Source organism: Promicromonospora soli, from assembly GCF_014653785.1.
GTDB classification, from domain to species: Bacteria; Actinomycetota; Actinomycetes; order Actinomycetales; family Cellulomonadaceae; genus Promicromonospora; species Promicromonospora soli.
Window position 1 is genome coordinate 460,802 of record NZ_BNAS01000003.1, and the last position, 13,867, is coordinate 474,668.

The following is a 13,867-nucleotide window of genomic DNA, read 5'->3' on the forward strand; positions in this document are numbered from 1 at the left end:
GATGAGAGCACCCGAACCGACGAGGATCGCCGTGATCGGCGCCGGAACCATGGGTGCCGGCGTCGCCGGCGTCTTCGCCGCCCACGGCCACCCGGTGTCGCTCTACTCCCGTAGCGGTGCGACGCTCACCTCCGCCCTGACCGCGATCGAGGCGCGCATCGGCGACGCCGTCGATCACGTGACCGTCACGACGGACCTCGCTGCCTGCGCCGAGGAGGCCGGGTTCGTCAGCGAGAACGTCGTCGAGCAGCTTGAGCTCAAGCGCGCGGTGTTCGCCGAGCTCGAACAGCTCGTGCGCGAGGACTGCATCCTGACCACCAACACCTCGAGTGTTCCGATCACCGCCATCGCGGCCGGGCTCGAGAACCCCCGACGCGTCGTCGGACTGCACTGGTTCAATCCGCCGGCCGTGATGCCCCTGGTCGAGGTCGTTCGCGGCTCAGCAAGCGATGACGTCACTGTCGAGCGGGTGATGGCGCTGTGCGCCGCCATCGGCAAGGAGGTGATCGAGGTGCGGCGGGAGGTGCCGGGCTTCGTGATCAACCGACTGCAGTACGCGCTGCTGCGCGAGGCGATCGCCCTGGTCGAATCGGGTGTCGCCACCGTCGCCGACGTCGACCGCGCCGTCGAGACGACGCTGGCGCCGCGGTGGTCGGCGTCCGGCCCTCTGCGTCTGATGGATCTCGCCGGACTCGACACCGTCGAGAAGGTCTCGGCCGTGATCATGCCCGAGCTCGACACGACATCCGGAGTACCGGCGATCGTCAGCTCGCTCGTCGCCGACGGCGCCCTCGGCGCGAAAGCCGGCCGCGGGTTCTACGAGTGGACACCCGAGACCCTCGCCTCCGCCGTCGCCGAGCGCGACGACACGGTGCGGGCACTGACCGAGCGGAGGAGCGCACGATGACCGGAGCGATCACCTTCGAGCAGGACGGCGCCGTCGCGGTCATCACTCTGAATCGGCCGGAGAAGCGCAACGCCCTCAGTCGCGACCTGCTCCTGCAGCTCGTCGACACCCTGCGCATGCTGGACCGCGACGAGACGACCCGGGCGGTGGTGCTCCAGGGAGACGAGCGCGCTTTCGCCGCCGGCGCGGACCTCGGCTCGCTCGGCGACTCCGGGGCGATCGAGCTGTACACCAGCGGGTTCAGCGAGCTATGGGACGACGTGGCCGCCATCCGGCTGCCGCTCGTGGCCTCGGTCGCAGGGTACGCACTCGGCGGCGGACTCGAGCTCGCGCTCATCTGCGACGTGGTCATCGCGGCTGACAACGCTCAGTTCGGCTTCCCGGAGACCTCGATCGGCATCGTGCCGGGCGCTGGCGGCACCCAGCGCATCGTGCGCGCGATCGGCAAGCCGATGGCGATGGACCTGCTGCTCACAGGACGGCGCCTGACCGCGGCCGAAGCCCTCAGCTCCGGTCTCGTGAGTCGGGTCGTGCCCCTGGTGGACCTGACCGAGGAGAGCCGCATGATCGCGGACCGCATCGCGGCCGCCGGGCCTCTGGCAACCCGGATGGCCAAGCACGCGGTGCTCACGGCGTTCGACGCTCCCCTCACGGTAGGTGTCGCCCACGAGCGGGCCCTGTCCGCACTCATCGCCGCCAGCGCCGACCGGAACGAGGGCCTGCGGGCCTTCCGCGCCCGCGACGTGCCCGATTTCGAAGGGCGGTGATCGCATGAATGGTGCGACCGATCTGGGCGACGGTGTCGGTTCGATCGCCGTCGGTCACCGCGCCGACCTCCACGCGCTCGATGCGCCGTCGGCGACGCACCTGGCCTATCGGCCGGGGACGCCGTTGACCTACGCCGTCTGGAAGGACGGTCGCCGCTCATGACTCGGGTGCAGATCCTCCGAGCCGCCTCGCGCCCGGTGAGCCGGTGGCGCAACGGAGGAGGCGAGACCTCCGAGATCGCCCACCACCCCCCGGGTGCGGAGACGGACTGGTGGTGGCGTGCGAGCATCGCCACGATCACGCAGGACGGGACGTTCTCGCCGTTCCCCGGCTGCGACCGCGTCCTCGTCCCGCTCGACGGTGCAGTACGCCTCGCCATAGCCGGGACCCCGCGCGATGTGCCGAGACTCGGCGCACTCCGATTCCGGGGCGAGGAAGACGTCCGGGCCGTCGACGTGACGCATCGGACCACCGACCTCAACATCATCGTCTCCCGCGACCGCGGCACAGCTGACCTGAAGATCGGCGCCGCGCCAGGATCACGACTTGCGCCGAGCCCCGGGCAGAGCCTTCTGGTCGTGGCGCTCTCAGACGATGTCGTCACAGACACGGTTGCACTCGCATACCTCGACGCTGCCCTCTTCACAGCGGGTGACGAGATCATCATCCGGCATGGACTGGTTGCGGTAATAGAACTCACCGATCTCCGGTACTCCTAAAGGTTCCCTTGCTCGCTCACCGCCTCCCTGGCCCTGCAGGACGCCGACGTCGACGTCGACGAGAAGTTCAACATCGGTAGCCGCGAGGTCTACATCGAGGCCGTCCAGGACGGCTCGATCGACCTCGTCCCGGACTACGCCGGCTCCCTGCTCAAGTACCTCGACACCAAGGCCACCGCGAGCACCACCGAGGACGTGCTCGCCGCGGGCGGGGAGGTCCTGCCCGACGACCTCACGATGCTCGACGCCTCGGACGCGCAGGACAAGGGCGTGCTCGCGGTGACGCAGGAGACGGCCGACAAGTACGACCTGGAGACCATCTCCGACCTCGAGCCGGTGGCCGGCGAGATCTCTCTCGGCGGCCCGCCGGAGTGGAAGAAACGGTCAGCGGCGTCGTCGGCCTGGAGGAGGTCTACGGCCTGAAGTTCAAGGAGTTCGTCAGCCTGGACGCTGGCGGGCCGCTCACCATGACGGCGCTGACCTCCGGCCAGGTGCAGGCGGGCGACATCTTCAGCACCGACCCGGGTATCGCCGAGAACGACCTCGTGTCGCTGGAGGACGACAAGTCGCTGTTCGCCGCCGAGAACATCCTGCCCATCGTCCGCACCGACAAGGTGGACGACACCATCACCACGACGCTGAACGACGTGTCCGCGGCGCTGACCACTGAGGACCTGATCGAGATGAACGGCCGTGCCGGTTCTGGCGAGGCCCTCGCGGACATCGCGAAGGACTGGCTGACCGACGCCGGCCTGCTGAAGTAGCCGTCCGGCGAAGCAGAACTCTCCGCTGGTCGAGCCTGTCGAGACCGGGCCTCGACAAGCTCGACCAGCGGGATGTGCCACCTCGGCGAGCCGGGGTGGGCCTCAGCCGACCCGGACCGTCGTGGGCGTTCCGACGACGAGCGGGGCGATCGTCACCTTGTCGATGTCGGGAGCCCAGGCCGAAGGGTTCCCGATCCGGAGGTCGCCGGTGCTCGTGGTCAGCGTGATCGGCACCGTCCGCTGCCAGAAGCTGGTCCACGAGTAGGTGTAGCGGAAGAAGGCGGAACCCACGGGTGTCGCCTGCGCTCCCTCCGTCACGACGGCCTGACGGTCGACCACCTGCGGGTTGTAGTCGTGCCGCCCGGCCGTCTCGGCGTTCGCGTAGTGGACCACGAGGTCGTAGTCACCAGGAGCGTCGAACCCGTCGCCGCGGGGGATCGCTATGTGGTTGTCGCTCCCCATGCCTACCCAGCCCACGTACTTGCCGCCGGAGGCGTTCGAGCCCGACGCGGCGTCCACGCTCACCACTGCGGCGTCCCCGCCCAGCGGCAGGTCCTCGGCCTCGAAGGTCGACGCCGCCGCGTCGCCGGCCGGCGCCCGCGTCACGGTCACCGACTTCACGCGGACGCCGCGGTTCGACCGCAGCTCGAGCTCGTTGATCCCTTCGGTCAGGTGGGCACGGACCGTGGTGCGGCGGTGCCCGCCGTTCGGCACCTGCACCGCCGGGAGCGCGCGGCCCCCGAGACTGAGGCGCAGGTCGGACGCGCCGGTGGTCTGGTACTCCACCGCGACGTCGTAGTAGCCGGTCTCCATCGCGGTGAGGTAGGCGTCGGCCCGCTGGCCTGAGCCCGCGATGCCGCCGAAGCCGCGCGTACCCGAATCCCAGGAGAGGCCCGCCCCGCCGTAGAAGCGCAGGGTGCTCGCCGGGTAGGTGGTCGGCTCACCGTCGGTGATGTCCGTCAGCACGAACTTGTCCAGCGTGATGTCCGAGTTCGGCAGCACCTGGCTCCCGTTCTGGCTCGCCCGGACGGACAGGACATGGGTGCCCGCGGTGAGCTGCACGGAGACCTCCGTGCTGCCCCGGTACTGCCACCGGGAGGTGGCGTTGAGTGCGAGGTCCGCCGTGTACTGGATGGTGGTCCGGTGCGCGCCGTCGACGAAGAGGGCGTGCCGGCCGGCCGAGCCCGGCGTCGCGCCGATGACCTGGAACCGGTAGGTGCCGGTGCGGGGCACGGTGACGGTCCAGTCGGCCTTGGAGGTCGGCTGGTTGAACGAGCCGACGTCGTGGCTCCCCGAGGCGAGGAACTTCCAGCCGCCGCCCGCCTGCGGGTCCTGGAAGTAGGTCCGGGCAGCAGTGAGCGCCGTGTCCTCGGCCTCCACGCTGGTCGACCAGACCGGGTCCGCCGTGATCGCCCGGTCCTGCGCGGGCGTGACCACCACCTGGTAGGCGGCGTACCGGTCGTACGTCGGCACCGTCAGGTTCAGCTTGCCTTCCGTCACGCGCGCCCCGTCGACGGCGTGGACGACGCGCGGGGTGCCGGCGAGCCCCTCGGCGCCGGTGACTGTTACCTCGCGGACCTCGACGTCCACGGTGTTGCCGAAGACGGCGTGGGAGAGGCCGCGCAGGTCGAGCTGCACGTCGGAGTCGGTGCCGCCGTAGAGCACCGTCGCGCGGCGGTTGGCGGCGTCGATCGCCCCGATGCCCTGGAGGCTGTCGACGGCGTTCAGCTCGGGCGGCGTCACCTTGACGGTCTGCGACCCGGCCAGGTCGCCGTACCACTTGAACATCCACCAGCCGCCGTTGGCCCCGTTCGGCCGGGCGCTGTTGTCGGAGAAGTTGCCGGCGTAGTTCCAGTAGGCGGTCTGCGAGTCGACTTTGGTGTCCTCGAACATGGAGAACCACTGGATGAGCTGGCCGGGCACGCCCATGTCGCGGAGCATGCCGTACTCGGTGATATTGACGTGGATCGGCGAGACGCCCACCTCTTGCTCTAGCGCGCGGTAGTCGGCGAAGTGCGTCCGGTACGTGGAAAGGTTGTTGATGCCGAGCTCGTGCCAGATGAAGACGTCGGGAAGCACGTCGTGCTGCTTCGCGAACGTGAGGAAGTCCCGTGACCGCTCGGGCTGCCAGCGCGCGTCGCCGGGGCCGCCGATCCGCGCGGGCGCCAGCCCGTGGCGGGCGTAGACCTCCTGGATCTTGTCGTGCACCGCCTTCCAGTCGGTCAGGAAGGTGTCACGCATCGTTGGCCAGTTCTGGTACCAGATGCCGTCCGGCTCGTTGAAGGGGATGAACAGGTACTCCTCGGGGTGGTCGGACTGCGTGGCGACTACCTCCACCATGAGCTCGACGACCTCGAGGTAGTCCCAGACGCCGTTCGGCTCCTCGACGTACTCCCCGGTGGTCTGGTCGTAGGTGCGCACGTCACCGACGCGCACCCCGCGGTGGTACGGCCAGTCGGGGTAGTGGTCCTGGATGTAGATCGCGAGCTCCTCGCCGTGCTTGGCGAAGAAACCGTCCTCGATCTTGAGGATGTCCCCGCTCGGGTGCTGCGTCCCGAACGGCGGCTTCTGCGAGGAGTTGGTGATGTGCGCGCCGTTGATCAGTGCCTGCGTGGGCGCGCCCTCGTCGCCGAACCCGTAGAGCGTGCCGGTCGCGCCGCCCCGGAAGGCACCGGTCGTGGCGCCAAAGTCCACCGCGAGGCCTTCGGGCTCGGCCGCGGCCGACGGAGCGACCGTGAGTGTGGCTGCTACCAGGACTGTCACTGCAGTGCCGCTCCATCCTCGCCGTCGCCTGGATCGGCCTTCGAGCTTAGTCTGATCTGCGCTATCAGGATTGCTCACCTGTGTTCCACTCCTTCGTGGATCGGGGCCATCGGTCGGTCCTCCATCCTGCGACGTCGCAACGGTGCCGGGTCGGGAGGAGGGCGGCGGCCGCGTCGAAAACGTGGCGCCGGGACCATGAAAGCGTCAATCATCCGTGTTGGCAAGGGTGGCGGTGTAGTCATGCGGCGAGGTAGCCACCCGGTTCGCGCTGGGTGACTACCTCGCTGCATGACTACGTCGCCAGATGACTACCTCGGCGAGTTACGGGTGGGCGTCAGCCGATCTGGACCGTGGTGGGTGAGCCGATGACGAGCGGGGCGACCGTCACCTTGTCGATGTCGGGAGCATAGGCCGTGGGGTTCCCGAGCCGGATAGCGCCGGTGCTCGTGGTCAGGGTGATCGGTACGGTCCGCTGCCAGAAGCTGTTCCACGCGTAGGTGTACCGGAAGAACGCGGAACCGACGGGCGTCGTCCCCGTGCCCTCGGTCACGACGACCTGCCGGTCGACCACCTGTGGGTTGTAGTCGTGCGAACCCGCCAGCTCGGCGTTCGCGTAGTGGACGACGAGGTCGTAGCTGCCGGGAGCGGCGAACCCGCCGCTACGGGGGATCGAGACGTAGTTGTTGCTCCCCTTGCCGACCCACCCCACGTACTGGCCGCCCGAGGCGTTCGAGCCGGCATTGGGATCGACGTTCGCCACCGCGGCGCTCCCGTTACGCGTCAGTGCCTCGCCCTCGATGGTCGACGCCGAGGCGTCGCCCCCCGGCGCGCGCGTGACGGTCACCGACTTGACCCGAACCCCAAGGTTGGACCTCAGCTCGAGCTCGTTGATTCCCTCCGTGAGGTGGGCGCGGACAGTGGTCCGGCGGTTACCGCCGTTCGGGACCTGGACCACCGGGAGGGCGCGGCCCCCGAGGCTGAGGCGCAGGTCGGACGCCCCCGTGGTGTTGTACTCAACCGCGAGGTCGTAGTAGCCGGTCTCCATCGCGTTGAGGTAGGCGTCGGCCCGCTGTGCCTGGCCGGTGATGCTGCCGAAGCCTCGCGTCCCGGACTGCCAGCCGAGGGCAGCCCCGCCGTAGTACCGCAGGGTGCTCGCGGGGTACGCCGTCGGCTCGCCGTCGGTGGTGTCGGTCAGGACGAACTTGTCGAGGGTGATGTCCGAGCCCGGGAGGACCTGGGTGCCGTTCTGGCTCGCCCGGACGGACAGGACGTGCGTCCCCGCGGTGAGCGACACCGAGACCTCGGCGCTGCCGCGGTACTGCCACTTGGATGTCGCGTTGAGCGCGAGGTCGCCCGTGTACTGGATGGTGGTCCGGTTGGAGCCGTCGACGAAGAGGGCGTGTCGGCCGGGCTTGCCCGGCGCGGAGCCGATGACCTGGAATCGGTAGGTGCCGGTTCGGGGAACGGTCACCGTCCAGTCCGCCTTGGACGTCGGCTGGTTGAACGACCCGACGTCGGTGCTCCCTGAGGCGAGGAACTTCCAGCCCCCGCCAGCCTGGGGGTCCTGGTTGTAGGCCGTGGCGGCGGTGAGCTGGGTAGCCTCGGCCTCCACGCTCGTCGTCCAGACCGGATCGACGGTGATCGCTCGATCCTGCGCCGGCGTGACCACCACCTGGTAGGCGGCGTACCGGTCGTACGTCGGGACGGTGAGGCTCAGGTTGCCGCCGTTGACCGCAGCCCCGTCCAGAGCGCGGACGACGCGCGGAGTGCCGGCGAGGCCCTCTGCGCCGGTGAGCGTGACCTCGCGGACCTCCACGTCGACGGCGGTGCCGAAGACGGCGGAGGAGAGGCCGCGTAGGTCGACCTGGACGTCGTCGCCGGTGCCGCCGTAGAGCACGGTCGCGCGGCGGTTGGCCGTGTCGATCGCCCCGATGCCCTGGAGGCTGTCGACCGCGTTCGGCTGAGGCGGTGTCACCTTGACGGTCTGCGACCCGGCCAGGTCGCCGTACCACTTGAACATCCACCAGCCGCCGTTGGCGCCGCCCGGACGGGCGGTGTTGTCGGAGAGGTTGCCGGCGTAGTTCCAGTAGGCGGTCTGGGCGTCGACCTTCGTGTCCTCGAACATGGAGAACCACTGGACGAGCTGTCCGGGTACGCCCATGTCGCGCAACATGCCGTACTCGGTGATGTTGACGGGGATCGGCGGGACGCCCAGCGACTGCTCGAGCGCACGGTAGTCGGCGAAGTGCGTCCGGTAGGTGGCGAGGTTGTTGATGCCCAGCTCGTGCCAGATGAACACGTCCGGCAGGTTCCCCTTGTCACGCGTGTACCGGAGGATGTCGGCCGAGCGTGTGGCCCGCCAGCCGGTGTCGCCGGGGCCGCCGATGCGCGCGTGCCCGAGGCCGTGGCGCTGCCAGACCTGCTGGATCTTCGCGTGGACCGCGGTCCAGTCGGCAAGGAACTGGTCGCGCTGGGTCGACCAGTTCGGGTACCAGTTGCCGCCGTCGGGCTCGTTGAACGGGATGAAGAGGTAGGACTCGGGGCGGTCGGACTGCGAGGCCACCGCTTCGGTGACGAACTCGACGACCTCGAGGTAGTCCCACACGCCGTTCGCCTGGTTGGTGAACGTGCCGGTCGACTGGTTGTAGGTGCGCGTGTCCCCCGGGCGCTGTCCGCCGTTGTAGGGCCAGTCGGGGTAGTAGTCCTGGATGTAGATCGCCAGCTCCGTACCGTGCTTGGCGAAGAACCCGTCCTCGATCCGCAGCGAGTCACCGCTGGGGTGCTGGGTGCCGAACGGGGCACGCTGGGACGAGTTGGTGATGTGGGCGCCGTTGACGAGCGCCGACGTCGGGACGCCGATGTCTCCGAAGCCGTACAGCGTGCCGGTCGCGCCGCCGCGGAAGGCGCCGGTCGTGGCAGCGAAGTCCACCGTTAGGACGTCGGTCTCTGCCATCGCCGGCTGCGCGACCGTGAGGGTGGTCGCGACGAGTGCTGTCACCGCGATGCCGCTCCATCCTCGCCGCCGCCTGGATCGGCCTCCGGGCTGAGTCTGATCTGCGCTATCAGGAATGCTCACCTGTGTTCCACTCCTTCGTGGATCGTCCTTCGTGGATCGGGACCAGTGGTCGACCCTCCGTGCCGCGCGGTGTCATTCGTGCCGAGAGGGCGGGAGGGGGCGGCAATCGTGTCGAAGACGCGATGCCGGGAACATGAAAGCGCTAATCATCCGTGTTTGGCAAGAGGGCCCTCGATGATTGCCGCACTTGCACGTAACCTGGCCTCGTGGAACCTGACCGCCCGATGAAGCCGCCTGTCATCGCCGACGTCGCACGCGTCGCCGGCGTCTCCGTCCCGACCGTCTCGCGCGTGCTCAGCGGCTCCGTGCCGGTCGGCCCCGAGCGCCGCGCCCGCGTCATGGCGGCGATCAAGGAGCTGGGGTTTCGGCCGAACGGCGCCGCCCGGGCGCTCGCGACCGGCGGCCAGCCGATGATCGCCGTGTTCGCCGGGGACACCACGCGGTACGGCTACGCCTCGACCCTCCAGGGTATTGAGGAGGCTGCGCGCCAGGCCGGCTACATGGTGGTCATCTCGGTCGTCGAGACCGACGACAAGCGCACCGTCGACGCGGCGATCGACCACGCGCTCGGCCAGCCGATGGCCGGCGCGATAGTGCTCGAGTACGACCCGCCGGGCGTGGCCGCGCTCGCGGCGATCCCCCCGTGGCTGCCCGTCGTGGCGGCGGCCTCGGGCCGGCCGGCGGACGAGCAGGTGGCGCACGCCTTCATGGACGACCGCTTCGCGGCTGCCCGCGCGACGAAGCACCTCCTTGAGATCGGCCATCACACGGTGCATCACGTGGCGATCCCGTCGCCGGGCCGCCCGAGCGCCCGCATGCTGGGCTGGCGCGACGCGCTCACGGAGGCCGGCGCGCCCGTCCCGCCCGTGCTCTACGCCGACTGGGCGCCGGACTCCGGCTACGACGCCGGCACGAGGCTCGCGCTCGATCCCGAAGTGACGGCGGTGCTGTGTGGCAACGACGAGCTCGCGATGGGGCTCACCAAGGGGCTGACCGACGCCGGCAAGAGCGTCCCCGAGGCCGTCAGCGTCATCGGCTTCGACGACCATCCGCTCAGCCACCTGTGGACCCCGCCCCTGACGACCGTGCGGCAGGACTTCGTCCGGCTGGGTCAGAAGGCGTTCCACCTGCTCAACGCGCAGATCGACAGCGGCACCGTCCCCGCGTCCGTGCGTTTTGTGCCCGACCTGATCCTGAGGTCGTCGGCGGCCCCGCGCGCCGTCCACTCCGTCTGAAAGCGGTTGCGCCCCCTGGGCCCGCCTGAAAGGGACCTGCCCGGAGGGTCTTGCGCTCGATTCTGATATGCGCTTTCATAGGGCCGTGCAAGGAAGCCAGCCGACGACGGCGAACCACAGCTCCGCAGCGACGCGACTGATCCTCTGGTCCGAGGACTCGGGCGAGCTCGTGCTCGTCCTGCCCGACGACGCCCCGGCCGGCCTGGCCACGAGCGCCGGCGCGGGAACGCCGACGCAGCCTCTCGTGGAGATCCTCGCGGTCGGGCAGGGCCGAGCCAACGCCAACACCCGCAACACCGCGACGGCGATCGGTGCGCGGCTGCGGGTCCTGGGCCATGACGTGACGTCGGAGGACGGCTGGACGACCGTCCGGGTGTTCCAGGGCGACGCGGTCACCGGGCTGCACGTGACCTCCCACCTCCGGGTCCGCGCGAATGGCAGCTCGTTGCAGTCGTGGACGTCCGTCCGCAACGACGGGTCGGCGCCCGTCGTGCTCCAGACGGTGTCGTCGCTGATGATCGGCCGCCCGGTCGGCGCGGTCCCGGTCGCGGACACGCTGTCGCTGGAGGGCAGGAGCGAATGGGTCGGCGAGAACCGCTGGGCCTGGACGTCGCTCTCGGGCCAGGACGGGCTCGTCGGGCTCGACCTGCCCGCGCACCAGCACCAGGACGCGCGCGGCGCGCGCAGCCTGGTCAGCACAGGCTCGTGGTCGTCGGGGCGGTACAACCCGGCCGGCGTCCTCCTGGCCGAAGGCGGTCCCGGCCTCGCGTGGCAGGTCGAGCACAACGGCGCGTGGCGCGCCGAGCTGGGGGTCCGCCTCGACGAGAGCGACGACGAGGTGCTCGTACTGGGCCTGTTCGGCCCCACCGACGACGACCACGCCTGGACCCGGGTCCTCGGGGCCGGCGAGTCGTTCGAGTCTGTCCAGGTCTCCCTCGCGGCGTCGTCGGGGTGGCAGGATGCCCTGGCGGAGATGACCCGGCACCGCCGGGCGCTGCGCCGCAACCCGCGCCGCCCCGCCGTCGTGTTCAACGACTACATGAACACGCTCATGGGCGACCCGACCACGGCCAAGCTCCTGCCGTTGATCGACGGGGCGGCCAGGGCCGGGGCGGAGTACTTCTGCATCGACGCCGGGTGGTACGACGACGGCGGCGACTGGTGGGACTCCGTGGGCCTCTGGGAACCGTCGGTGTCGCGGTTCCCCGACGGCGGCCTGCGGCGGGTCACCGCCGCTGTCCGCGCGGGCGGCATGGTGCCGGGGCTCTGGCTCGAACCCGAAGTCATCGGCGTGCGCAGCCCACTGGTCGAACGGCTGCCGGACGAGGCGTTCCTGCAGCGCCACGGCGTGCGGATCACCGAGCACGGCAGGCACCTGCTCGACCTGCGGCACCGCGACGTCGTCAAGCACCTGGACGAGGTGGTCGACCGCCTGGTCGAGTGCTTCGGCGTCGGCTACTTCAAGCTCGACTACAACGTCACCCCCGGCGTGGGCACCGACCAGGACGCCGACAGCCCGGGCGACGGCCTCCTCCAGCAGAACCGGGCCCACCTCGACTGGATCGACGGCGTCCTGGCGCGCCACCCCAACCTCGTGATCGAGAACTGCGCGTCGGGAGCCATGCGCTCCGACTACGCGCTGCTGTCCCGGCTCGACCTGCAGTCGACGTCGGACCAGCAGAACCCGCTGCTCTACCCGCCGATCGCGGCCGGCGCGCTGGTCGGGATCGTCCCCGAGCAGGCGGCGAACTGGGCCTACCCCCAGCCCGACATGACCGACGAGCAGATCGTCTTCACCCTGTGCACGGGGCTCGCCGGCCGGCTCTACCTCTCCGGCAAGCTGCACGAGATGTCGCCCGAGCAGGCGGCGCTCGTCGCCGCCGGGGTCGACCTGGCGAAGCAGTGGACGTCGCGGCTGGTCGACTCCGTGCCGTTCTGGCCGCTGGGTCTGCCGACCTGGAGCGCGCCGCTGGTGGCCGCCGGTCTGCGCAGCGCCGACGAGTCGCTCGTCGTCGTCTGGTGGCGCGGGGCCGAGGCCACCGAGCTCGACCTCGACCTTCCCGCGGGAGCGGTCGACATCGCCTATGGGCCGCCCGACGACGGGTGGCACGTCACGCGCGACGCGGACGGACCCGTCCAACTCCGCATCCCCGCAGGCCCACAGGCCCGCGTCCTCCGAGTCCGGCACGCCGGCCTCACCTGACCATCGGGGCCGCTGGCCGGCCCCGGCTCGACCCGCAGTCGGCGAAGACTGCGTCCATCCAAGGAGTCGAAATGAAGCGGTATCTGACCATCACGACGGCGGCTGTCGCCGTCGGCCTCCTCGCCGCCGGGTGCAGCGACCCGACGGCGGGCAGCGGCGGCGCCGACCCGAGCGCCGGTTCGGCGGAGTGGCCCGCGCAGGACACGGACCTGACCGGGACCACGCTCACCATCTGGGCCGCGCAGAACTCCAACACCGCGCCCGACGCCGTCGTCGCCGGGTTCGAGGAGCTGACCGGTGCCGAGGTCGAGGTCGTCACGATCCCCGACCCGTACGAGCAGGGCGTCCAGACCAAGGTCGCCACGGGTGACCTGCCCGACCTGGCGTTCTGGCAGCCGACCGGCTCGATGCTCACCGCGCTCAACGCGCCGACCAACCTGCAGCCGCTCGACGGCGCGCCGTGGGTCGACTCGTACAGCGAGGGCCTCGCCGACATCACCGGCATCCTGGACGACACCCGCTACGCGGCCCTGATCACCAGCCCCGCGGTCGAGGGCGTGTACTACAACAAGGAGGTCTTCGCCGAGCACGGGATCACGGAGACGCCCACCGACTGGGACAGCTTCCTCGAGACCGCCCGCACCCTGAAGTCCGACGGCGAGACGCCGTTCTTCGAGATGGCCGGCGACCAGTGGGCCACGCAGTGGTGGGTGCAGGTCCAGCTCGCCGACGCCGCCCAGGACGGCCTGTGGGACCGCGTGAACACCGGCGAGGAGAAGTTCACCGACCCCACGATCCTCGGCGCCATCGAGACGTACAAGGGCCTGGTCGACGAGGGCCTCTTCAACGAGGACATCAAGACCGCGACGTTCGAGGACCAGGCGGACGCCCTGCTGGCGGGGGACGCCGCGATGGCGGTCCAGGTCAACTCGTTCTTCGGCCAGCTCCAGGCCAAGGCGGACTCGGCCGAGCTCGACGAGAAGATCGGCTTCTTCCCGATCTCGCCCACCGGCAACGTCGGCACGTTCATCCCGGACCAGTCGAACGCGCTCGTCGCCTTCAAGACCGGCGCCGCCGACCAGGAGGCGGCCGCGCGCCAGCTGCTGTCGTACTGGCTCGGCGACGGGTACGCCGACTTCGTGGCGGACCGCGACACGATCTCGCTGCAGGACGGCGTCCCGACGCCGGAGTCCGTGCCGCAGGCGCTCCTGGACGTCCACGCGTCCCTCGGTGAGTCCGTCGGGTCCATGCAGGCGCTCGCCGTGGCGAACCCCGACCTGTACATCTACCTGGCCGACATGATCCAGGGCACGACCACGCCCGAAGAGGTCGCGCAGCAGACCCAGGACCAGTTCGCCCAGCTCGCCCGAGCCCAGGGCATCGAAGGCTTCTGACCCAGACCCGCTGGGTGCCGGGCCGCCGTGAGGCGGCC

At 70.2% G+C, this 13,867-nt stretch carries 8 protein-coding genes and 2 pseudogenes; 8 read left to right on the forward strand and 2 right to left on the reverse strand.

Annotation, left to right across the window (positions count from 1 at the left end; genetic code table 11):
• Position 1: 1 nt before the first annotated feature.
• From IE250_RS12160 to IE250_RS12180, 5 genes and pseudogenes are all read left to right on the forward strand, one after another.
• Positions 2-907 (forward strand): 3-hydroxyacyl-CoA dehydrogenase family protein, encoded by a 906-nt coding sequence (locus IE250_RS12160; RefSeq protein WP_189669539.1) that lies wholly within the window; start codon positions 2-4, stop codon positions 905-907.
• Entirely contained in the window at positions 904-1,674 is a 771-nt protein-coding gene (locus IE250_RS12165; protein WP_189669540.1) for an enoyl-CoA hydratase-related protein, read from the forward strand. The genes IE250_RS12160 and IE250_RS12165 overlap by 4 nt, the downstream gene beginning before the upstream one ends.
• A 34-nt stretch (positions 1,675-1,708) precedes the next feature.
• Positions 1,709-1,837 (forward strand): annotated as a pseudogene (locus tag IE250_RS12170) (imidazolonepropionase); the annotation flags it as partial.
• Complete coding sequence (locus IE250_RS12175) at positions 1,834-2,394, forward strand: HutD/Ves family protein (protein ID WP_189669541.1); 561 nt, start codon at positions 1,834-1,836, stop codon at positions 2,392-2,394. The pseudogene IE250_RS12170 and the gene IE250_RS12175, both read left to right, overlap by 4 nt.
• Before the next feature lie 72 nt (positions 2,395-2,466).
• Positions 2,467-3,158: pseudogene (locus IE250_RS12180) on the forward strand (ABC transporter substrate-binding protein).
• A 102-nt stretch (positions 3,159-3,260) separates the two neighbouring features.
• Here IE250_RS12180 and IE250_RS12185 read toward each other — a convergent pair.
• Together IE250_RS12185 and IE250_RS12190 are read right to left on the reverse strand one after the other, a co-directional pair.
• Positions 3,261-5,921, reverse strand: coding sequence for a CBM35 domain-containing protein (locus IE250_RS12185; protein WP_189669542.1), 2,661 nt, complete (start codon positions 5,919-5,921; stop codon positions 3,261-3,263).
• 334 nt (positions 5,922-6,255) lie between these two features.
• Positions 6,256-8,919: a carbohydrate-binding protein gene (locus IE250_RS12190; RefSeq protein ID WP_189669543.1), complete on the reverse strand. Its 2,664-nt coding sequence runs from the start codon at positions 8,917-8,919 to the stop codon at positions 6,256-6,258.
• Positions 8,920-9,203: 284 nt separating this feature from the next.
• Between IE250_RS12190 and IE250_RS12195 the strand changes: the two genes are divergently transcribed.
• The 3 genes from IE250_RS12195 (at position 9,204) to IE250_RS12205 (ending at position 13,829) form a co-directional block, all read left to right on the forward strand.
• Positions 9,204-10,232 carry a LacI family DNA-binding transcriptional regulator gene (locus IE250_RS12195; protein WP_229872382.1) on the forward strand — a complete coding sequence of 343 codons (1,029 nt, stop codon included), beginning with the start codon at positions 9,204-9,206 and terminating at the stop codon, positions 10,230-10,232.
• Positions 10,233-10,317: 85 nt separating this feature from the next.
• The gene (locus IE250_RS12200; protein WP_189669544.1) at positions 10,318-12,435 is read left to right on the forward strand and encodes a glycoside hydrolase family 36 protein; all 2,118 of its coding nucleotides are present in this window, start codon (positions 10,318-10,320) and stop codon (positions 12,433-12,435) included.
• Between the two features lie 71 nt (positions 12,436-12,506).
• Positions 12,507-13,829 (forward strand): extracellular solute-binding protein, encoded by a 1,323-nt coding sequence (locus IE250_RS12205; RefSeq protein WP_189669545.1) that lies wholly within the window; start codon positions 12,507-12,509, stop codon positions 13,827-13,829.
• The last annotated feature ends 38 nt before the right edge of the window (positions 13,830-13,867 follow it).